The 21,439-nt window shown below is 61.4% G+C and carries 22 protein-coding genes; 16 read left to right on the forward strand and 6 right to left on the reverse strand.

Annotation, left to right across the window (positions count from 1 at the left end):
• The first annotated feature begins 2 nt into the window (after positions 1-2).
• Positions 3-872, forward strand: a complete 870-nt coding sequence (locus OIU37_RS11280) for a 23S rRNA (adenine(2030)-N(6))-methyltransferase RlmJ (RefSeq protein WP_240602467.1) — start codon at positions 3-5, stop codon at positions 870-872.
• Between the two features lie 60 nt (positions 873-932).
• The gene (locus OIU37_RS11285; protein ID WP_182209699.1) at positions 933-1,529 is read left to right on the forward strand and encodes a glutathione S-transferase; all 597 of its coding nucleotides are present in this window, start codon (positions 933-935) and stop codon (positions 1,527-1,529) included.
• Positions 1,530-1,777: 248 nt separating this feature from the next.
• Here OIU37_RS11285 and OIU37_RS11290 read toward each other — a convergent pair whose 3' ends face one another.
• Positions 1,778-2,413 carry an outer membrane protein gene (locus OIU37_RS11290; RefSeq protein WP_025570209.1) on the reverse strand — a complete coding sequence of 212 codons (636 nt, stop codon included), beginning with the start codon at positions 2,411-2,413 and terminating at the stop codon, positions 1,778-1,780.
• 364 nt (positions 2,414-2,777) lie between these two features.
• Here OIU37_RS11290 and OIU37_RS11295 point away from each other — a divergent pair, with 364 nt between their 5' ends.
• From OIU37_RS11295 to OIU37_RS11315, 5 genes are all read left to right on the forward strand, one after another.
• Positions 2,778-3,545, forward strand: a complete 768-nt coding sequence (locus OIU37_RS11295) for an SDR family oxidoreductase (RefSeq protein ID WP_264257535.1) — start codon at positions 2,778-2,780, stop codon at positions 3,543-3,545.
• Positions 3,542-5,584 carry an excinuclease ABC subunit UvrC gene (gene uvrC / locus OIU37_RS11300; protein ID WP_264257536.1) on the forward strand — a complete coding sequence of 681 codons (2,043 nt, stop codon included), beginning with the start codon at positions 3,542-3,544 and terminating at the stop codon, positions 5,582-5,584. Before OIU37_RS11295 ends, uvrC begins: the two co-directional genes overlap by 4 nt.
• A 192-nt stretch (positions 5,585-5,776) precedes the next feature.
• Positions 5,777-6,367, forward strand: coding sequence for a CDP-diacylglycerol--glycerol-3-phosphate 3-phosphatidyltransferase (gene pgsA / locus OIU37_RS11305; protein ID WP_003547103.1), 591 nt, complete (start codon positions 5,777-5,779; stop codon positions 6,365-6,367).
• Complete coding sequence (gene moaD, locus OIU37_RS11310; protein ID WP_017959832.1) at positions 6,364-6,618, forward strand: molybdopterin converting factor subunit 1; 255 nt, start codon at positions 6,364-6,366, stop codon at positions 6,616-6,618. Before pgsA ends, moaD begins: the two co-directional genes overlap by 4 nt.
• A gap of 261 nt (positions 6,619-6,879) precedes the next feature.
• A complete protein-coding gene (locus OIU37_RS11315; RefSeq protein WP_264257537.1) occupies positions 6,880-7,341 on the forward strand; it encodes a molybdenum cofactor biosynthesis protein MoaE in 462 nt (153 codons plus the stop codon).
• 1 nt (position 7,342) lies between these two features.
• Here the strand turns inward: OIU37_RS11315 and OIU37_RS11320 are convergent, their stop codons facing one another.
• On the reverse strand, positions 7,343-8,239 hold the full coding sequence (locus OIU37_RS11320; RefSeq protein WP_264257538.1) for a branched-chain amino acid ABC transporter permease: 897 nt from the start codon (positions 8,237-8,239) through the stop codon (positions 7,343-7,345).
• 65 nt (positions 8,240-8,304) lie between these two features.
• On the opposite strand from OIU37_RS11320, the gene OIU37_RS11325 reads away from it, so the two are divergent.
• Positions 8,305-8,850 (forward strand): CGNR zinc finger domain-containing protein, encoded by a 546-nt coding sequence (locus OIU37_RS11325; protein WP_264257539.1) that lies wholly within the window; start codon positions 8,305-8,307, stop codon positions 8,848-8,850.
• Positions 8,847-9,452, forward strand: coding sequence for a hypothetical protein (locus OIU37_RS11330; RefSeq protein WP_264257540.1), 606 nt, complete (start codon positions 8,847-8,849; stop codon positions 9,450-9,452). Before OIU37_RS11325 ends, OIU37_RS11330 begins: the two co-directional genes overlap by 4 nt.
• Positions 9,453-9,536: 84 nt before the next feature.
• On the opposite strand, the gene ndk is transcribed toward OIU37_RS11330, so the two are convergent.
• The gene (gene ndk, locus OIU37_RS11335; RefSeq protein ID WP_003547097.1) at positions 9,537-9,959 is read right to left on the reverse strand and encodes a nucleoside-diphosphate kinase; all 423 of its coding nucleotides are present in this window, start codon (positions 9,957-9,959) and stop codon (positions 9,537-9,539) included.
• 81 nt (positions 9,960-10,040) lie between these two features.
• Entirely contained in the window at positions 10,041-10,730 is a 690-nt protein-coding gene (locus OIU37_RS11340) for a glutathione S-transferase family protein (protein ID WP_264257541.1), read from the reverse strand.
• Positions 10,731-10,870: 140 nt separating this feature from the next.
• On the opposite strand from OIU37_RS11340, the gene OIU37_RS11345 reads away from it, so the two are divergent.
• The 6 genes from OIU37_RS11345 (at position 10,871) to OIU37_RS11370 (ending at position 18,433) form a co-directional block, all read left to right on the forward strand.
• Positions 10,871-11,380: a DinB family protein gene (locus OIU37_RS11345; protein ID WP_182209692.1), complete on the forward strand. Its 510-nt coding sequence runs from the start codon at positions 10,871-10,873 to the stop codon at positions 11,378-11,380.
• 190 nt (positions 11,381-11,570) lie between these two features.
• Positions 11,571-12,620 (forward strand): GGDEF domain-containing protein, encoded by a 1,050-nt coding sequence (locus OIU37_RS11350; protein WP_182209691.1) that lies wholly within the window; start codon positions 11,571-11,573, stop codon positions 12,618-12,620.
• A gap of 136 nt (positions 12,621-12,756) precedes the next feature.
• Positions 12,757-14,640, forward strand: a complete 1,884-nt coding sequence (abc-f, locus tag OIU37_RS11355; RefSeq protein WP_180693283.1) for a ribosomal protection-like ABC-F family protein — start codon at positions 12,757-12,759, stop codon at positions 14,638-14,640.
• Positions 14,641-14,789: 149 nt separating this feature from the next.
• Entirely contained in the window at positions 14,790-16,832 is a 2,043-nt protein-coding gene (locus OIU37_RS11360) for a prolyl oligopeptidase family serine peptidase (protein ID WP_264257542.1), read from the forward strand.
• Between the two features lie 98 nt (positions 16,833-16,930).
• Positions 16,931-17,857: a Gfo/Idh/MocA family protein gene (locus OIU37_RS11365; RefSeq protein ID WP_180693285.1), complete on the forward strand. Its 927-nt coding sequence runs from the start codon at positions 16,931-16,933 to the stop codon at positions 17,855-17,857.
• A 72-nt stretch (positions 17,858-17,929) separates the two neighbouring features.
• Complete coding sequence (locus OIU37_RS11370) at positions 17,930-18,433, forward strand: hypothetical protein (protein ID WP_240602448.1); 504 nt, start codon at positions 17,930-17,932, stop codon at positions 18,431-18,433.
• 115 nt (positions 18,434-18,548) lie between these two features.
• Here OIU37_RS11370 and OIU37_RS11375 read toward each other — a convergent pair whose 3' ends face one another.
• Both OIU37_RS11375 and OIU37_RS11380 read right to left on the reverse strand, forming a co-directional pair.
• A complete protein-coding gene (locus OIU37_RS11375; protein WP_171600964.1) occupies positions 18,549-18,998 on the reverse strand; it encodes a DNA polymerase III subunit chi in 450 nt (149 codons plus the stop codon).
• Positions 18,998-20,488, reverse strand: a complete 1,491-nt coding sequence (locus OIU37_RS11380; RefSeq protein ID WP_264257543.1) for a leucyl aminopeptidase — start codon at positions 20,486-20,488, stop codon at positions 18,998-19,000. Before OIU37_RS11380 ends, OIU37_RS11375 begins: the two co-directional genes overlap by 1 nt.
• Before the next feature lie 144 nt (positions 20,489-20,632).
• Between OIU37_RS11380 and OIU37_RS11385 the strand changes: the two genes are divergently transcribed.
• On the forward strand, positions 20,633-21,406 hold the full coding sequence (locus OIU37_RS11385) for a phosphatase PAP2 family protein (protein ID WP_180693288.1): 774 nt from the start codon (positions 20,633-20,635) through the stop codon (positions 21,404-21,406).
• Positions 21,407-21,439: the final 33 nt, after the last annotated feature.

Raw genomic sequence — 21,439 nt, forward strand, 5'->3', positions numbered from 1 at the left:
AAATGAACTACCGCCACATCTATCACGCGGGCAACTTTGCCGATGTGCTGAAACATGTCGTGCTGACGCGGCTGATCCGTTACATGCAGAAAAAAGATGGCGGGTTCCGCGTGCTCGACACGCATGCCGGCATCGGCCTCTATGACCTCTCCTTAGAAGAAGCGCAGAAAACCGGCGAATGGGTCGATGGCATCGGCAAGCTGATGGAGGCAGACCTCGGCCCTCAGGTTTCCGAACTGCTGGAGCCCTACCTCTCGGCAATCCGCGAACTCAATCCGCAGGGCGGCATCCGCTTCTATCCCGGATCGCCGAAACTCGCGCGCATGCTGTTCCGGCCGCAAGACCGGCTGTCGGCGATGGAACTGCATCCCGAGGATTACGTCAGGCTGCACCGGCTGTTCGAGGGCGATCACCATGCCCGCATCACCGAGCTTGACGGCTGGCTGGCGCTCGGCGCACATCTGCCGCCGAAGGAGAAGCGCGGGATCGTGCTCGTCGATCCGCCCTTCGAGGAAGAGGACGAATATCAGCGGCTGGCCGAAGGGCTGGAAAAGGCCTATCGGCGCTTTCCCGGCGGTACCTATTGCCTGTGGTATCCGCTGAAGAAGGGCGCGCCGATCAAGGAATTCCATGAGACGCTGCAGGCGCTCGATATCCCGAAGATGCTCTGCGCCGAACTTGCCGTTCGCAGCGACCGCGGCATTACCGGACTGACCGGCTCAGGCCTCGTCATCGTCAACCCACCCTTCACGCTGAAGGACGAGTTGCACCAATTGCTGCCCGCATTGAAAGACCATCTGGCGCAGGACCGTTTCGCCTCGCATCGGGCCTTCTGGCTGCGCGGAGAGAACAAGGCCGTCAAGGACGATTGACCACTTAAGCTGCTTGCGGAATAGTCCGCGCCGCAGCTCCACAATCTCATCAGGTGTCCCATGAAGCTCCTTTGTTCGCCCGCCTCGCCCTATTCCAACAAGGTGCGGATGGCCGCGCATTTTCTGGGCCTGGAGTTGAACGCCATCCGGGTCGACACCAATACCGGACCGGCGATCCTGGTGGACAACAATCCGCTCGGCAAGATCCCGACGCTGCTGACCGATGACGGGGTCTCGATATATGACAGCGTGGCGATCATGCATTATTTCGACCGGGTGACGAAGGGCGGACTCTACCCTTCCAAGAAGGGCAAGCGTACGGATGCGGAAATCCTCGAGGCGCTCTGCGACGGCATCTGCGATTGCCTGCTGGCGATCGTCTACGAGCGGCGCTTCCGCGACGAGGAAAAGGTTCATCAGCCGTGGATAGACCGCCAGTGGAAGAAGGCGACGAGCGGGCTCGCTCATCTCAGCGCCAATCCGCCGAAAACAGGCAAGAAGCTCAATGGCGGACATTTCGCGCTGGCGGCGACGCTCGATTATCTCGAGCTGCGCTTCAAGGACCAGTGGGAAGCCGATCATGCGCCGCTCACCGACTGGCTGCGGCAGTTCGACAAGAAATTTCCTGCCCATAGCGAGCTCAAGTCCCAGGGGTGAGCTCCCGGAAACAACGTGCCCGGCTTCAATTTGCTGACAAAGTCTCTTCCGTCATGCTCGGCCTTGTGCCGAGCATCTAACCACCCCAATTGTTGTGGCGGAAAACATTTATTTTCAGATGCTTATTTTGACGTGCGCAGATCCTCGGCACAAGGCCGAGGATGACGTCGCGGGTTTTGCAGCGGTTCGTCGGCAGCAAAAAGCCGGGCGACGTGCCCGGCTTTTCCATATCAGGATATTCGATCGGCTTAGAACTTGACGCCGATACCGAGCTTGACGCTGTTCTCGTCGTAACCGCGCGAGAAGCTGCCGGAGTCGAGGTCGTAATCCTTGCTCTGGTAGTCGGTGTAGCGATATTCGAGGCGCGTCGTGATGTTGTTGGTCACGAAGGCTTCGACGCCGGCGCCGACCGTATAGCCGAAGTTCGTCTTGCTTTCGTCCGAGGTGTCGTCGGAAACCTTGACGTCGCCGATGGCAAGACCAGCCGTGCCGTAGAGCAGGAAGGGGTTCATGTCGTAGCCGACGCGGCCACGGACGGAGCCGTTCCAGCCATACTTGTTCTTGACGCCGCCAGAGGAGACGTCGTCGCCGCTGTAGCCGAGGTCGGATTCAACGCCGTAGACGATCTGGCCGGCCTGCCAGTTGTAGCCGGTGAAGACCTGGCCGCCGAAACCATAGGTGTGGCGGTCGGAACCGAAGTCACCCATGTTGTAGGTGCCGGCGCCGCCGAGATAAAAGCCTTCCCAGTTGCCTGCCGGCTTGACTGGAGCGTCCTGGGCGACCGGTGCTTCCGGAACCTGGTCGACGGCATCGGCCGCCTGAGCTGCCGAGACGCCCGCAATTGCAAAAACGGAGGCCATGAGGCCAGCAATGAGTACACGCATACTTAGTCTCCTTTCAGTCCCGCGCCGCTAGTCATCTGTCTATCAGTGAAGCATTGGCGGGATATTGCCAGATGTCCCTTCCGGATCGAGACTGAAATTGGAACTGAAATGCGGATTTGAAAGAGCCAAATTGTGATATCATTGTGGCTGCCGCAAGGCCGAAATTCGATGTTGCTTTGGCGCAACATACACTTCATTAACCCTACTGAAGCGTTAAACTGAAAATACTTATTTTAAGAAATCGCATTCTTAAATAATACATAGAATATCGGCTTCTGGACGCAACCGCAACGGCCTATTTATATAATCTCCGTCGGCCCCTATATAGTCTGCAGACAGACTCGCGGGATCAGAAGGCAAGATTTTGAAGCACAAAAGACTTCGCTCGGCCCTTATAACAGGGGCTGCTAAAAGAATAGGCCGGGCAATCGCCGAAGACCTTGCTGCAAATGGCTTTTCCGTTGCGATCCACGCGAACGGCTCTATCGGTGAGGCCGAAGAGTTGGTGGCGGAATTGCGGCGGAAGGGATATCGGGCGGTCGCCCTGCAGGCCGACCTTAGCGATCTCGGCGAAACGGGCGCGTTGGTCGCGAAGGCGTCGGAAGCGCTCGGGCCGCTCGATCTGCTCGTCAATAATGCGTCGGTCTTCCAGCATGATTCAGCGCGTAGTTTCAATGCCGCCACATGGGCATTGCACTTCGACCTGCATGTACGGGCACCCTCTGTCCTTGCGGCGGACTTCGCTCAGCAGATGCCCAATGAGGCGGCAGGCCTGATCGTCAATATCATCGACCAGCGGGTTTGGGCGCTGAGGCCCAGCTTCTATTCCTATACCCTCTCCAAATCCGCGCTGTGGACGGCGACGCAGACGCTTGCACAGGCATTGGCGCCACGCATCCGCGTCAATGCCATCGGCCCCGGCCCCTCGATGCCGAGCGAGCGGCAGGCGATGGAGGACTTCCAAGCGCAGGTCTCAGCCCTTATCTTGCAGCGAGGGCCGGCGCTGGAGGAATTCGGACAAACGATTCGCTTCCTTTACGACACGCACTCGATCACCGGCCAGATGATTGCCCTCGACGGCGGCCAGCACCTCGCCTGGCAGACGCCCGATGTGGCGGAGATTACGGAATGAACGGACGAAAGCTGCCGGATGGCGGCGTTCTCTACGACGACACGGATGAAAGCGAAGACGATATCGAAGTGGAAGGCGACGTTTCCGCCGCCGCTCCACTTGCGGCGACGGTCGACTGGAATGCGGGCAGCCTCAATGAAACCGGGCTCATCGGCGCGGAACTGATCGGCGAATTCGTCAAGCGGCTGCCGAACAGCCCCGGCGTCTACCGCATGTTCAATGCCGAGGGCGACGTGCTCTATGTCGGCAAGGCGCGCAGCCTGAAGAAGCGCGTCAACAACTACGCCGTCGGCCGCGTGCATTCCAATCGCATCGCCCAGATGGTGCGCCAGACGGCGAATATGGAATTCGTGACGACGCGCACGGAAACCGAAGCGCTGCTCTTGGAAGCGAATCTGATCAAGCGCTTGCGGCCGCGCTTTAACGTGCTTTTGCGCGACGACAAGTCGTTTCCCTATATTCTCATCACCGGCGACCACCGGGCGCCAGCGATCTTCAAGCATCGCGGTGCGAGAGCGCGAAAGGGCGACTATTTCGGACCTTTCGCTTCGGCCGGTGCTGTCGGGCGGACGATCAACTCGCTGCAACGCGCCTTCCTGATCCGCACCTGCACCGACAGCGTCTTCGAAACACGCACGCGACCCTGCCTGCTCTACCAGATCAAGCGCTGTTCCGGGCCGTGCACCCATGAGGTTAGCGATGAGGGTTACGGCGAACTGGTGCAGGAGGCGAAGGACTTCCTGTCCGGCAAGAGCCAAAAGGTGAAGTCGCACATGGCCGAGGCCATGAACCAGGCTGCCGAGGATCTCGACTTCGAGCGAGCGGCGATCTATCGTGATCGCCTGGCGGCATTGTCGCATGTGCAGAGCCACCAGGGCATCAATCCGGCCGGCGTCGAGGAGGCTGACGTTTTCGCCATCCACCATGAGGGCGGCATCTCCTGCATCCAGGTCTTCTTCTTCCGAACCGGCCAGAACTGGGGCAACCGCGCCTATTTCCCGAAGGCCGATCCGCAGCTTTCGAGTGCCGAAGTGCTGAATTCCTTCCTTGCGCAGTTCTACGACGACAAGCCGGTGCCGAAGCAGATCATGCTGTCGCAGACGGTGGAGGAGTTGGAACTGCTTGCCGCAGCACTCAGCGAAAAGGCCGGCCACAAGGTTTCTATCCTCGTGCCGCAGCGCGGCGAGAAGCGGGATCTGGTCGACCATGTCGTCGGCAATGCACGCGAGGCGCATGGACGAAAGCTTGCCGAAACGGCGTCGCAGTCGCGGCTGCTCGAGGGTTTCAAGGAGACGTTCGGGCTTGCCTATGCACCGCAGCGGATCGAGATCTACGACAACTCGCATATCATGGGCACCAATGCCGTCGGCGGCATGGTGGTCGCGGGGCCGGAAGGTTTCGTCAAGAACCAGTACCGCAAGTTCAACATCAAATCGACCGACATCACCCCCGGCGACGACTTCGGCATGATGAAGGAGGTGATGACGCGGCGGTTCTCGCGGCTGATCAAGGAGGAAGGCATTCCCGACCGGACGGCGCAGGTGGCCACGCCCGATGCAGCCGACATGCCCTTCCCGACATGGCCCGATGTGATCCTCATCGATGGCGGCCAGGGGCAGATGACGGCGGTGCGCGCCATCCTTAGCGAACTCGGCATCACCGATAGCGTGACGGCGATCGGCATCGCCAAGGGCGTCGATCGCGATGCCGGGCGCGAGCGCTTCTTCCCGCCGGGACGCGAGAGCTTCACGCTGCCGCCGCGTGATCCGGTGCTCTATTTCATCCAGCGCATGCGCGACGAGGCGCACCGTTTCGCGATCGGCTCGCACCGGGCACGGCGCAAGAAGGAAATGATCAAGAACCCGCTCGACGAGATTGGCGGCATCGGCCCGTCGCGCAAACGCGCGCTGCTCCAGCATTTCGGTACGGCGAAGGCGGTTTCGCGCGCCGCGCTGTCCGACCTGATGGCGGTCGAAGGCATATCGGAAGCCGTCGCCAGACAGGTCTATAACCATTTCCACGACGACGCCGCGAAATAACCGGCGTCCGTCGCAAATTCCACGCAAAGGCGGTGAAAAGACAGAAAGAATATTGACGGTCCGCAGCCAAAGCCGTCATCTACCGCATCGGCCCGAGCATGATGCGGAGGTTCTAGAGTGTTACAGCGTCCTTTGCGCGTCTGAAAAGCCGCGCGGCGCTGTAGCAGCGCATCAATTCAGAGAAACGATCCCATGGCATCGCGTGCGTACAGCATTCCCAATCTTCTGACCTACGGCCGTATCCTCGCCGTGCCGCTGATCGTTCTCTGCTTCTTCATCGAGGGCAGGCTGTCGATCAGCAATACGGCGCGTTGGGTAGCGTTGTGGATTTTCGTCATCGCCTCGCTCACCGATTTCCTCGACGGTTATCTCGCGCGCATCTGGAACCAGACGTCGAATATCGGTCGCATGCTCGATCCGATCGCCGACAAGCTGCTGGTCGCCTCGATCCTTCTCCTTGTCGCGGCCGACCAGACCATCGCCGGCTGGTCGATCTGGGCGGCGATCACCATTCTCTGCCGCGAGATCCTGGTGTCGGGACTGCGCGAATATCTGGCGGCGCTGAAGGTCAGCGTACCGGTGACGCGGATTGCCAAGTGGAAGACGACGCTGCAGCTCGTCGCCATCGCCTTCCTGCTCGCCGGCCCGGCCGGCGACGAGATTTTCCCCTATACGACGCAGACCGGCATCGCGCTGCTGTGGATCGCGGCGCTGCTGACGATCTATACCGGCTATGATTATTTCCGCGCCGGAGTGAAACATATCGTGGATGACGAGGAATGACGCGGCTTGTCTATTTCGCCTGGGTGCGCGAGCGCATCGGCAAGGGCGAGGAGGAGATCGACCTCCCCTCCTCCGTCGTCACTGTCGCCGATCTGTTGAATCATTTGAAGACGCTGGGCGAGGAATATGAGACCGCACTTCAATATCCCGACGTGATCCGCGTGGCGCTCGACATGGAGCATGTCGAGCATGACGAACCAATATCAGGGGCGCGGGAAATCGGGATATTTCCGCCGATGACGGGGGGATGAGGCGGTGACCGTGATGCCGTGTCGCTACCCCCCTCTGCCCTGCCGGGCATCTCCCCCACAAGGAGGGAGATTGGCTGGGCGCACCGGCTTCCCCAAACAATCGGCGTTTCAGCCCGGCGAAACGGTAAGTGGGCATGAAGAGTGCGCCACTTGTGATCTCCCCACCTGTGGGGGAGATGGCCGGCAGGCCAGAGGGGGGCTTCCACGGCACAGCCTTTCGGCATTCTTTGCAGCAACATCAAAGCAGCGGGGGATTTCGCTGTGACCATCACCCCCACCATCCGCGTCCAGCATGAAGACTTCGACCTGCAAGCCGAGGTCGATCGCCTCTCGAAGGGCAAAGCCGGCATCGGCGCCGTCATCACCTTTTCCGGCCTCTGCCGCGATGAAGGCGGGACGCTGGCGGCACTCGAGCTCGAGCATTATCCCGGCATGGCCGAAGCGGAGATGCGGCGCATCGGCGATCTCGCCATCGCCCGTTTCGGGCTTCTCGGGCTGACCGCCATCCACCGCTACGGAAAGATCGCAGCGGGCGAGAATATCGTGCTCGTCGTCGCAGCCGCGCCGCACCGGCAGGCGGCGTTCGACGGCGCCAATTTCGTCATGGATTTCCTGAAAACTGCAGCCCCCTTCTGGAAGAAGGAGCACTGCAGGGATGGCGCCACCGGCGACTGGGTCTCGGCGAAGGACGCCGACGACGCAGCCCGCGACAAGTGGAAATAAGTTAGAGAACGACACGCTCCCTGCGGCTCATGACCAAGAGCAGGACGAGCAGCGAGAAGACAACCAGATCCCGCCAGACGAAGGGGCCGTAGGCACCCCATAGGGTTTCGACGACGGCGAGCCCGGCGGCGCCGCCTGCCGAGCGCAGCGGATCGGAATAGCCGCCGACTGCTGCGATCAGCAGCACCTTCAGCCCGAACATCAGGCCGGCACCGAAATCCATCGAGCCGTAATAGAAGGTGGCGAGGATGCCGCAGATCGTGGCGACGAGGGCGGCGGCTGCATAGGCGACGAGGAAGACGCGGTCGGCGCTGGTGCCGCAGAGTTCGGCTGCCAGCGGATCATCGGTGACGGCGCGCCAGATGCGGCCCCAGGCCGTGCGTCTGAGGATCAGCGTACCCACTGCGACGATGGCGCACATCAGTGCCGTGTCGATCAACTGGATATGGGTGAGCGTCACCTTGAATGGGCCGTCGCTCCAGAAGACGACCGTGTCGTTCAAAAACGGCGGCAGCCAGATGGCGCGGGTATTGGCGGCAAGCCTAGCGGTCTCCATCAGCACGATCATGATGCCGAGGGCAGCGACGATGACCGTATTCGGCGATTTGCTGACCAGCGGCAGCATGATCGAGCGGCCGATCCATAGGCCCGCGCCCAGCGAATAGACGATCGAAGCGCAGGCGCCGACGGCTAGGGCGGCCGGCAGCACCAGCCAAAACCTGACATAGGCGAGTTCGGTGAAGAGCAGCAGGATCTGGCCCGCGAAGGCAAAGATCGCCCCATAGGTGATGTCGGCCCGCTTCGTCACGCCGAAGGCTACGGCATAACCGAAGGCAAGCGCGGCATAGAGGGCGGCCAGCGGAACCGCATTCGCCAGTTGCTGCAGAAGATAAGCCATTCCAGACACTCCGCGTCACCAAAATTATAACTGGTAAAACCTATTTCACCAGTTATAATTTCAACATGAGCTTCTCCTGGACCCCTCACCGCTTTGCCGGCGGCGCACTGGCGCTCGATGTCGTCAACAGCGTCGTACTGCGCCACGATGCAGCGCGGCGGATCGACCGCTTCGCGGTCAGGGACCAGATGCGGAGTTTTCCAAGAGCCGCGGCCGAATTCTGCGCCGAGCGCGCCCTCTTCGGCGACATCGCGCCGGTGGCGGCGGAAAACGAGGCGGATTTCATCACGCTGCGGGAAGCAATCGACCGCTATTTCCGCGAGCGTATACTGAATGGCGGCGACGACAGATTGCTGGCCAGGTTGCTGGAAGCGCTGGCGAAGACATTGCGCGAAGCAGGCTCCGACAGCCTGGCCGCTGCGACCGCCCATTCGGTCCTGCGGCTGATCTCCATGCCCGACCCGGAGCGCATGAAGATCTGCGGCAATTGCGGCTGGCTGTTCATCGACCGCAGCAAGAACAGAAGCCGGACCTGGTGCGACATGGCGGTCTGCGGCAACCGCGCCAAGGCGAACCGTCACTATCGCCGCAAGAAGGAGGAGACGCCATGAGAAAGCATTGGATCGTGATGGTGCTAGAGCATTTCCGTTTCTCTGCGCGGCACGGAAATGCTCTATCTTTTTGTCTTTCCGCAATTCCGGACGCAAAACCGCTGCACACTTTTGCTGGAATTGCTCTGGCAGCCGGTCTGACGCTGTCCGCCTGCCAGCGCCAGGCTGAAAACCTGGTCGAGGTCACCGGCCATCTCTTCGTCTTCAACTATCGGGTGGCGAGCGCCACCTATCTGCTGACGCTGAAGAAGACGGGGCCTATCCCCGACGGTTCGGTCATCATCGCCGAATTCGAAAATCCACAAGGCGGCGATCCGCTGGTGCTGAACCAGAAGATCTATCCGATCGACGACAAGATTGCGCTGCAGAGCGAAAACCTGCACTGCGTGCGCAAGGATCGTCCCTATTCCGTGAGCGTCCGGCTGGTCGACAAGGATGGCAAGGTGCTGCAGGAATTGAAGACGCAGTTCCGATCCGACCTCGACCAGACCGTCCTGCCGAGCAAGCCGCTCGTCGTCGGCGCGCTTTATGAAAAAAATCCGGAGGTCTTCAAGCCCGACGGCAGCGTCGATTTCTCGAATACCGACAAATGCCCGGCATAGAGAAATGCATGGAAAAAGCCGGAGCAAGGCCCCGGCTTTCGAGAGTCAATTCAAGGTATTGCCGGCGAATGCCGAAGCGTGGCCTCAGCCGACGATTTCGGTATCGGAGAACCAGTACTTGATTTCCTGGGCAGCCGTCTCCGGAGCATCCGAGCCGTGAACGGAATTTTCGCCGATCGACAGAGCGTGAACCTTGCGGATCGTGCCTTCGTCAGCGTTTGCCGGGTTGGTCGCGCCCATGATCTCGCGGTTCTTGAGGATCGCGCCTTCGCCTTCCAGCACCTGGACGATGGTCGGGCCGGAGGTCATGCCTTCGACCAGTTCGCCGAAGAAGGGACGATCCTTGTGAACGGCGTAGAAGCCTTCGGCTTCGCGACGGCTCATCCAGACGCGCTTGGAAGCGACGACACGCAGGCCGGCATCTTCGAGCATCTTGGTGATGGCGCCTGTCAGGTTGCGCTTGGTTGCGTCCGGCTTGATCATCGAGAAGGTGCGTTCAATCGCCATAGTCAAATCCTCTGTTTTCGCGGGAAAAGTGGGCGGTCTTTACCCGCCCCAACGCCCGAAAACAAGAGGTAGGCGGCAATTTCACGCCGCTGTCACAGTCCTGCCGCGGCTTTGGTGAAGATCGAGGCAGCGTTCGAACCAGGCCATGACGGGATCGTCGGCGGCCAGCATGGCAAGGCCGGCCGACACACGCAGCCATTGCAGCGCGCCGAAGACGATATAGTCGGCAAAGAGCGGCGTCTGCCCGCCGATGAAGGGCTGGAACTTCAGCATGTGCCGGAGCGGCTCCAGCTTGGCGCCGAAGGCTGCCTTCTCCGCCTCGCTGTCGGCGGCAACCACTTCCAACGGCTTGCCGAGCCGAGCCTCGCGGCTTTCGCGGAAATAGGCCTTATCTCCCTCGTCGAGGTTCGCATGAATATCGAGAAGGGCGATGCGCATGATCGCCGGATGGATGATCATCTGCGAATAACCTTCCACCATCCGCGACAGCGCCTTGCCGCCCTCGCCGCCAAACAGTGACGGCCGCTCGGGATAGGCCTCCTCCAGATAAAGGGCGATGTCAAAACTGTCGGGGATCAGCCGGCCGTTGTCGTCGAGCACCGGCACGGTCGGCGAGACGCCGCCGCCGATCGCGCGGATGCGGGCGTAGGTCGTCGGAATCTCCTCGAAATCGAGCCCCTTATGCGCCAGCGCCATCACCGCCTTCCAGCAATGGGGCGAAAAGAAGCGCCGCTCGTCGGCGCCGCAGAGGGAATAGAGGGCTCTGGTCATGACAGTCCTTTCGAGATCACGGCTCCATCCATTCCACGACAGAAAGCGCCGGCGATCAAATCAGGAAATTTCATGGGCACATCACTGCGATTTGCGGGGAAAACGGGCTAGACTGCCGCGACCAATCCGGGAGGGACGGAATGCTCAGACATTACAGGATGTTTGCCGCCTATAATCGCTGGGCCAACACGCAAGTTTATACGGCCGCAGCCGAACTCAGCGATGCAGACTTCCGCAGCGACCGCGGCGCTTTCTTCGGCTCGCTGCATCGCACGCTCAATCATCTGCTCGTCGCCGACCGGATATGGATGAAGCGCTTCACCGGCACCGGCGAAGCGCCGACGACACTCGATGCCGTGCTCTTCGAAGAGTTGGACACGCTGGCCGCCGCCCGCAAGGCAGAGGACGAGCGGATCATTGCCTGGACGGGCATGCTTGATAAGGCGACGCTTGCCGCCGACTTTACCTATGTCACGGTGGTACAGCCGACCGAGATCACCCAGCCGCTGTCGAGCGCACTCGCGCATCTCTTCAACCACCAGACCCATCATCGCGGCCAGTGCCACATGACGCTGACGGCGCTCGGCAAGCCGAGCCTCATGCTGGATCTCATCTACTTCCTGCGCAACGAGGGCCGCGAGTGGATGTGAGGCCCGATCCACATGACGTCATCCGAAAACCGCTCGCCCTTTCGGCATCATGTTCTGGCGATCAACACTGAATTAACCGCCTTTGCCGGTTCTGCCGCCAATCCGGCGTTTCCCTGTTGGAAATTCAGCCTCTCTTAAAAGCTTGCGGGCATAGCGGTGTGAAAGATGAGGCCGGCCGCGAGGGATCGTCATGCAGAATGCAAGCGCAAACGCATTGGTGCCGCGCGAGGCTGCGCGCGCCGCCCCGATGGCAGATATTCAGAAGATCGCCCAGCACATGGCGCGCCTGAACGTCGCCGCGCTGCCGCGCAATTACGAACTCTTTCACGAGGCGATCGTCGGGCTCAATGCCGGCCTTGCGCAGGATATCGCCGCACTCGGGTCCCAGCCACAACAGCCGATGCTCGACGAACTCGGCCTGAAATACCGCCTCGTCGGCCATTGCGGGCTGGCGGGCGAGACATCCCGAAACGAGGCGAGCCGGATGCTGCGCGACGTGGCGGAAAGGCTTGCCGAAGGGCTGAAGCACAAGAATGCCTTTGCGCGTGCCTGCGGCACTATCCTGAAATCCGTTTCCGGCCATGACGATCAGAGCCTTGCCGCCTTCCTCAGCGAGATCGACTATCTCACTGCCTCGCTTTCGACCGTTCTTGCAGCGGAGATGGAAATCGGCGCGAAGCTGCAGGACGATATCAAGACGCTGGAAACGCTAGAGCGCGGCATTTCGGCGATGCAATCGGCGGCGATCGCCGACAGGATCACCGGGCTTCCGAACCGCATCGCGCTGAACCGGACGATGGCCGATCTCTACGCGCGTGAAGAAGGTGCCGCCGGTAGCGCGCTGATCATGGTCGATATCGACAATTTCACCGATCTCAACGACAAATACGGCACCCAGGCTGGCAATAAGCTCCTGAAGAAGCTCGCCGGCCTGTTCAGCAAGTCGGTCAAGAAAAACGATTTCGTCGCCCGCACAGAGGCTGACGAATTCGCCCTGTTGTTTTCCAATGTCGGCATGCAGGATGCGATGACGATTGCCGAGCGCCTGCGCGCCTCCGTCGAAGACAATCTGGTCTTTGCGACATCCGACAAAGCCGATCCCGGCAGGCTCACCATCTCGATCGGCGTGGCGCTCAGCACCGATGCGGCAACGCCGGGACAATTGCAGGCCAATGCCCGCGTGGCGCTTCTCGCCGCGCAGTCGAACCCCCGGCAACCGGTGCAGGCTTTCGGCCGCTGAGGCGGCGGACAAAGCAAGCTTGTCCCGGGGACAAGCAAGCTTGTCAGCGCACAAGCAAGCTTGCGGTGGGACAAGCAAGCTTGTCCCTGGATAAGCGCTCTTGCCTTGGCGAGCGCTTTCGGCCAAAACGCCGGCCATGATCACGCTCACCGATATTTCCGCCCGCATCGCCGGGCGCCTGCTTCTCGACAATGCCAGCGTTTCGCTGCCTTCAGGCACGAAGGCCGGGCTCGTCGGGCGCAACGGCGCCGGCAAGTCCACGCTTTTTCGCGTCATCACCGGCGATCTCGGCTCGGAGAGCGGGACGGTGTCGATCCCCAAGGCCGCACGCATCGGCCAGGTGGCGCAGGAGGCACCGGCAACCGAAGACGCTCTGATCGAAATCGTGCTTGCCGCGGATAAGGAACGCACCGCCCTCGTTGCCGAGGCGGAAACGGCAACCGATCCGCATCGCATCGCCGAAATCCAGATGCGCCTTGTCGATATCGACGCGCATTCGGCCGAAGCGCGCGCGGCGAGCATTCTTGCCGGCCTCGGCTTCGACAAGGCGGCGCAGGCCCGCCCCGCCTCTTCCTTCTCCGGCGGCTGGCGCATGCGCGTCGCCCTTGCCGCCGTGCTGTTTTCCGAGCCGGACCTGCTCCTGCTCGACGAGCCGACCAACTATCTCGACCTCGAAGGCACGCTGTGGCTGGAAGACTATGTCAGGCGCTATCCGCACACGGTCATCATCATCAGCCACGATCGCGACCTGTTGAACAACGCGGTCAATGCGATCGTCCATCTCGACCAGAAGAAGCTCACCTTCTATCGCGGCGGTTACGACCAGTTCGAGCGACAAAAGGCGGAAGCCGACGAGTTGCAGACCAAGGCCAAGGCCAAGAACGACGCGGCGCGCAAGCACCTACAGAGCTTCATCGATCGCTTCAAGGCCAAGGCTTCCAAGGCCCGGCAGGCACAATCGCGCGTCAAGGCGCTCGAGCGCATGGGAACGGTTGCGGCGGTGATCGAGGACCACGTACAGCCGATCACTTTTCCCGAGCCGGAAAAGCAGCCGGCCTCGCCGATCGTCGCGATCCAGAGCGGCGCCGTCGGCTACGAGCCCGGCAATCCGATTCTCAAGAACCTCAATCTGCGCATCGACAATGACGACCGCATCGCCCTGCTTGGCTCGAACGGCAACGGCAAATCGACCTTCGCCAAGTTCATCTCCGGCCGGCTTGCGCCTGAGAGCGGCGAAGTGAAGCTCGCGCCGAGCCTGAAGATCGGCTTCTTCGCGCAGCACCAGCTCGACGACCTCATTCCCGAGCAATCGCCGGTGGAGCATGTGCGCCGGCTGATGCCCGGCGCGCCGGAAGCCAAGGTGCGCGCCCGCGTCGCCCAGATGGGGCTTGCGACCGAGAAGATGGCGACGGCCGCCAAGGATCTCTCCGGCGGCGAAAAAGCCCGACTGCTGATGGGGCTTGCCGCCTTCCATGCACCCAACCTGCTGATCCTCGACGAGCCGACCAACCACCTCGACATCGACAGCCGCCGCGCGCTGATCGAGGCGCTGAACGACTACGAAGGCGCCGTCATCCTGATTTCGCATGATCGTCACCTGATCGAGGCGACGGTCGATCGGTTGTGGCTGGTCAATGGCGGCACGGTGACGACCTTCGAAGGCGACATGGATGAATATCGCGACCTCATCGTCACATCCGGTAAAAAAAAAGAAGAAAAGCCGCAGCTAACTGAAGACGCGACATCGAAGGCCGACCAGCGCAAGCTCAATGCCGAACGTCGCGCTTCTTTGACGCCGCTCCGGAAAAAGATCAACGAAATCGAATCCTTGACGGCGAAGCTGGAGAAACAGATTCAGGCGCTTGACGCGGAACTTGCGGATCCGGCCCTTTATGAGAAGACGCCCGCCAAGGCGGCCGAGAAGGCAAAGCAGCGCGGCGAAGCTGCGGCGAAATTGGCTGCCGCCGAGGAAGACTGGCTGATGCTGTCTGCCGAATACGAAGAAGCGATGGCGGGTTAGCCACAGGGTGACGCTGAAGTTCAAGAAGCCGATGTGCCCAACACCGTCGTCGCCTCGGCCGACTTCGTGACGATCCGCTAAGGCGGGTTGCCAAATCGGGACCGGCTGCCTAGATCTGTCCGACGTCAACGGAAGCCGGCAGGTCGGATATGAACCTTCATCTCGAAACGGACGACGATCCGCGCACCCGCCAGTTCATCGACGAGCACAACCGGGTTTCCGACGCGGCACTGAGAACACCTGAATTCGAGAGGGATCGCGACGCGATCAAGGCGCTGATCGAGCGGCAGGACAGGCTGATCGTTCCGATGCGCCGAGGCGAGTGGCTGTTCGATTTCCGCCAGAGCAAGGACAATCCCCTTGGCATCTGGCTGCGCCTGCCGGCAGATCAGGAGCCGCTGCCGGACGCCGCCTGGGAGCCGGTCTTCGATCTCGACGCCTTCTGCGTCAGCGAAGGCAAGCGCTGGAATTGGCGCGGCGCCGTCACCTGCCCATGGGAGCCGACGCGGGTGCTGCTCACGCTTTCGGACGGCGGCTCCGACCTTCTCCGGCTGCTCGAATTCGACGCCGAGAGGAAGCAGATCGTGGAGGGAGGCTTCGATACGCCTGCCGCGCGATCGCATGCCACCTGGCTGAGCCGCGACGAGATCTGCTATTTCGGCTCCATCGACCGGTTTTCGGCAACCCGCTCCGGATGGCCGCGCGTCGGGCGTCGATTGAAGCGCGGGCAGCGACCGGAAGATGCCGCCGTCATGTTCGAAGCCGCAAACGAGGACGTTTACGGCTTCAATCTCGTCATCGACCCTGCCCTACCAGGCGCTTCGACGGATCGCGGATTGATCGATATTTTCGTCGCCGCCCACGAGATCGGCGTCGCGAGCGCTTTCCTGATCGCCAGCGACGGCACACAGCGGCGCATCGATCTGCCTAAGGAAGCCGATTTCCAGTTCAATCATGATCATTGCCTTTGGCGGGCAAAGACCGATGAGCGCGTTGCGACCGGCAGCCTCGTGCTGCAACGCTTCGATCCCGCCTCGGAGACGGCCCTGCTCGGGCCGGAGCGGATCCTGTTTCAGCCTGCCGAGGGCCAGTCCATCGCGCAGATGATGCTGATGCAGGAGTGGTGCGTCTTCATCATCTCCGATCGGCTGCGTCCGCGTCTCATGGTGCTGGACCTGACAAGGCCCGATGCCGAACAGCGCGAGATCGCACTGCCGGCGGATATGCAGACGGTTCACTTCAGGCCACTCCATGCGGATCTGCATCTTGGCGACGATACGCTCCACATCGTCGGCCAGGGCTTCCTGCAGCCGCCCGTCTGTTACCGCCTCGCGCTGTCGGATCGCAGCAAGCAGGCCGAGCCGATTTTCGTCGCCGCGGCGCCGAGCTATTTCGATGCGACCGATATGTCATCCGAACTGCTGGAGGCTGTTTCCGAGGACGGAACGAGGGTTACCTATCGGCTCGTCCTGCCGAAGCAGTGGACCAAGGGCGCGCTGCCGGTATTGCTTTACGGCTATGGCGGCTTCGATGTCCCGTTGTCGCCAAACTATTCCGGCGTGACAGGACGCTGGCTGGAACAAGGCGGCGCCTATGTGCAGGCCTATATTCGCGGCGGCGGCGAATTCGGGCCTGACTGGTATCGCAGTGCCAAGCGGCAGGGGCGAGACCGGGCCTTTGCCGATTTCGTCGCCATCGCTCGCGATCTCGTCGCCCGCGGCTATACAGTGCCGTCGCGGATCGCCTGCCAGGGCGGCAGCAATGGCGGTCTGCTGACCGGCGTGATGCTGACGCGCTATCCCGACGATTTCGGCGCCGTCTGGTGCCAGGTGCCGGTCCTTGACATGACCCGTTTCCACCTGTTCAGCGCAGGGCAAGCCTGGATGGACGAATACGGCGATCCGGAGACGCCGGTGGACCGGGATTTTATGCTCGGCTATTCGCCGCTTCACAATGTCAAGCCGGCGACCGAGGTCAGCTATCCGCCGATCTATGTCGAAAGCTCCGCCAATGACGACCGCGTGCATCCCTCGCACGCGCGCCGCTTTGCCGCGCGGCTGGAGGAAGAAGGACACCGGCCGCTCTTCCATGAATTCGGCTCCGGCGGGCATGGCGGCGACGGCAATTCCGAAGAGCGCGCCGCCCGCGCGGCGATGGGTTACAGCTTCCTTCGCCAAACCATCATGCGATAGGATGCCATAGAATGGAGGAGGAGAGCTTGTCGGCACGCCTCTTTCTGATACAAACGCGTCAATAATCATACTTTTCATACAGGCTCGAGCGAAACACCATGTCTCCTATCAACCTCGCCATCGTCGGCGTCGGCAAGATCGTCCGCGACCAGCACCTTCCCTCCATCGCCAAGAACCCGGATTTCGAACTCGTCGCCACGGCAAGCCGCCACGGCACGGTCGAAGGCGTCAAGAGCTATACGACGATCGAAGCGATGCTCGATGCAGAGCCCTCGATCGATGCCGTTTCGCTCTGCATGCCGCCGCAATATCGCTACGAGGCGGCCTATAAGGCGCTCGTCGCCGGCAAGCACGTCTTCCTGGAAAAGCCCCCCGGCGCGACGCTCAGCGAAGTGGCCGATCTCGAAGCGCTGGCAAACAGGCAGGGTGCGTCGCTCTTTGCCAGCTGGCATTCGCGCTATGCACCGGGCGTGGAGGCGGCCAAGGCGTTTCTTGCCTCGACGACGATCAAAAGCGTGCATGTGATCTGGAAGGAGGATGTCCGCCATTGGCATCCGAACCAGGAATGGATCTGGCAGGCCGGCGGCCTCGGCGTTTTCGATCCCGGCATCAACGCGCTGTCGATCGTCACCCATATCCTGCCGCGGCCGATCTTCATCACCGAGGCCGTGCTCGAATTTCCCGACAACCGCGACGCGCCGATCGCGGCCGACATTCACTTCCGCAATGCTGACGGCCTGCCGGTTCACGCCGAATTCGACTGGCGCCAGACCGGCAAGCAGAGCTGGGACATCGTCGCGGAGACGGCAGCCGGCCAGATGGTGCTCGCCGAGGGCGGCGCCAAGCTTTTGATCGACGGCGCGCTGAGATTCGCCGAGCCGGAGCAGGAATATCCTTCGCTCTACCGTCGCTTCGCCGAAATCATCAAGGCCGGCAAATCGGATGTCGACCTCGCGCCGCTGCGCCATGTCGCCGACGCCTTCATGCTCGGCAAGCGGAAATTCGTCGACGCCTTCCACGACTGAGCGTCGCAATAACGTCATAGAAACCGGCAAGATTTGCCGGCCTATGGCAATAGTGTTCGGGGGCAGCCGCTCATGAGCAACAGAATTGGCCGCAAGGGCCGATTTTTCCGCGTGTTGAAGATTGGCATCCTTGTGGTGCCGCTTCTCGGCCTTGCAGCATGTTGGGGCGAAGAGGTCGTCATGCCGCCTGATGCACCGGGCGTTTCCCGCTCCGAGGAATATTCCTTCGGATCGGCGACCCAGGCCCAGGATTGGCAGGCCACCAGCAAGGTGCTGGGCCAACTGGAAGGGCGGTTCGGAGAGAAGTCCGTGCGTATCCTGGCGCGCAATCTCGCCAGCACCACCGAGCCGCAGACCATCAAGACTTATTATGCCGAACGCCTTGTCCATCAAGCCGGCTGGGCGGAAATGCCGGTCAGCACCTTTGCCGACAAGGCGTGGGCATTCGCTTTTGTCAGTCCGAATGGAAAGCAGGTTTTGGCAGTCGAGGCGCTCGACGCGTCGGAAAGTGCTGGCGGGATCGTACCCCTCAATATCCTGACGAACCTCGACGAGGACAAAGGTTCGAAACGGTAGCGGTGTCGCTGGCCGGGAGAGCGAAGTTGGACGGCTTCATGCAGCAATTCAAAGTTACAGCGTCCTTTGCGGCTCTCGAAACGACGCGCGGCGCTGTAGCGTCGTGGCGAAACGCTCAGGCCTTCTTCTCCCACCGCCCTTCCGGTGTCTGCTGCCAATAGGTGAGGTTATGCCCCTCGCCTTTCAGCTTCTTCCACTGCGCACGGGCGGCTTCGAGTTGCTCCTGGTCGTGACCGTCGAACATGAAGACGATGCGCTCATAGGCATCAGCCGGCGGCGGCTCGGCGCCGTCGACGATGAAACGCACGGTCGCCGCATTGGCATTGTCCGGCGTCACCGTCAAAAGCACCGGCTGGCTTTCGGCGAAATCCGCCTCGTCGGTGCCGTGCGGCAGGAAGCTCTCCTCGCGGAAAGTCCAAAGATGCTGATCGAGAGCATCACGCCGCGCCGGCTCGCGCGTCTGGACGGCAACGCGCCAGCCGCGCTCGACGCTTTTGTCGATGAGCGGCGGAAGCGCGTCCTCCAGCCTGGATTCGGTCAGATGATAGAAGAGAACGTCCGTCATCAGGATTCATAATGGGCGCGAACGAGCTCGTCGAGCAGGCGCACGCCGAAGCCGGAACCCCAGGATTGATTGATCTCGTCCTGCGGCGAGCCCATCGCCGTGCCGGCAATATCGAGATGCGCCCAAGGCGTGTCCTGCACGAAGCGCTTGAGGAAATGCGCGGCCGTGATCGAGCCGGCCTGTCGGCCGCCGGTGTTCTTCATATCGGCGAACTTGCTGTCGATCAGCTTGTCGTAATCCCTGCCGAGCGGCATGCGCCAGAGTTTTTCGTTGCTCGAAAGACCGGCTGCCGTCAGTTGGGCGGAAAGCTGGTCGTCATTGGAGAACAGGCCGGCATGCACATTGCCGAGCGCCACGACGATCGCCCCGGTCAGCGTGGCAAGATTGATCATGAACTGCGGCTTGAAGCGGTCGTTGCAGTACCAGAGCGCATCGCAGAGCACGAGGCGGCCTTCGGCATCGGTGTTGATCACCTCGATCGTCTGGCCGGACATCGAGGTGACGATATCACCAGGACGCTGGGCGTTACCGTCAGGCATGTTCTCGACCAGGCCGATGATGCCGACGGCGTTGACGGCGGCCTTGCGGGAGGCGAGCACATGCATGAGGCCAGTGACGGCTGCCGCACCGCCCATATCGCCCTTCATGTCTTCCATGCCGGCGGCCGGCTTGATCGAAATGCCGCCGGTATCGAAGACGACACCCTTGCCGATGAAGGCGACGGGGCGATCCTTGCCCTTGCCGCCCTTCCACTGCATGACCGCCAGGCGCGGCGGACGCACGGAGCCCTGGGCGACGCCCAGAAGGGCGCCCATGCCAAGACGGCGCATCTCCTTCTCGGTCAGGATTTCCACTTCGACGCCGAGCTTTTCCAGCTCCTTCGCCTTGGCGGCGAACTCGACGGGACCGAGCACGTTCGGCGGTTCGTTGACGAGGTCACGGGCAAGATTGACGCCGCCGGCAATCGCTTCGGAATCGGAAAACGCCTTCTTGGCACCACTCGGATCGGCGGTGACGATCGTCACCTTGACGGACTTCACTGGTTTTTCTTCCTCGTCGCTCTTCTTCGTCTTGTAGGTATCGAAGCTATAGGCGCGCAGCAGCATGCCGAGCGCAAAATCGGCGGCTGCCCGCGCGCTGGTCTCGAGGCCAGGCACGTCGATGAAGACAGCGGCCTTGTCGGTGTTCTTGATTTTCGAGGCCGCAGCGCCGCCGGCCTTCAGCCAGTCATGGGCGGTGAGTTCGGCGGTCTTGCCGAGCCCGATGACGACGATGCGCTCGACGGGCGCGCCTTCGGGGGCAACAATATCGAGCCCGCTCATGGATTTTGCGGAGAATCGGGCGATCCTCGCAGCCTTGGCGATCACACCTGCCGGGTCGACTGTTTCAGCGCCGGCAGCGCTGTCGGCCTCCGCAGTCTTCAACAGGATCGCCAGGCCGCCATTGAGCTTTGCCGACTTCGAGAATGAAATTTCCAACCTTACTGACATGTCTTCTCCGCTGGGATTCTTTGAAATCCGTCCCTCGCGGATAATTTCGCGTTTGGCGGGTCTGTCAATGGCTTGCGACAATTGTTATGGTCGCCCGCAGCCATCAGGGCTCTCATGTTTTCGTCAGTTTCGTAGATATTCGCGTTGACAGTTTTTTCGAAAAATCGATGGCGGGGTCCGGCAATCCGCCTGCCGAAAACGACTTTCGGCGCATTCATGCTGCTGTTTTGGATGTGGTGGGCGCTGCTTGCCGTCTTCCGCGCCTTTCCCGGAATAGACATCTATTTTTCCCAGCTTTTTTTCGTGGGCGCAGATTGCGACGCGACTGCTGCTGCCGGGAGCATCTGCGGCGGCTTTCCCTATCGCGACGTTGCGACCTTCGACCTGCTGCGCACCGTCTTCTTCCGCCTGCCCTATGTGGTGGCGATCGTGATGGTGTGGAAACTCGTCGAATGCTACCAGCAGCATGGCGCGACCTTCAACGCCCAGCGCGCGCAAAAGCTCAAAGTCGCGCTCGGAACGCTGCTGATCGGGCCGGTGCTGCTCGTCAATGTCGTCCTGAAGGAACATTGGGGCCGGCCGCGACCGATACAGACGGACATTTTCGGCGGTGCGCTGCATTTCGTCGAGGCCGGTTCGCTTGCCGGAAAATGCGTTTCGAACTGCTCGTTCGTCTCCGGCGAGGCGGCGAGTGCCGGCTGGCTCCTCTGCCTTCTGCTCTTCGTTCCGAAATCCCTGCGTTATGCGCTGGCGCCGCCCGTGGCGGCGATCTCGATCCTCACCCCGGCGATGCGGCTATCCTTCGGCGCACACTACCTTTCCGACGTCGTTCTTGGATGGCTTTCCTCGCTTGTCGTCTTCGCCGCATTGCTGGCGTTAACTGAGTCGCAACAGCACCAAAAAAATTCTGAAATTTGAATGAATTTTTGACACCAGCTTGTCGCAAAAGCG

Source organism: Rhizobium sp. BT-226 (assembly GCF_025847085.2).
Classification (GTDB): domain Bacteria; phylum Pseudomonadota; class Alphaproteobacteria; order Rhizobiales; family Rhizobiaceae; genus Rhizobium; species Rhizobium sophorae.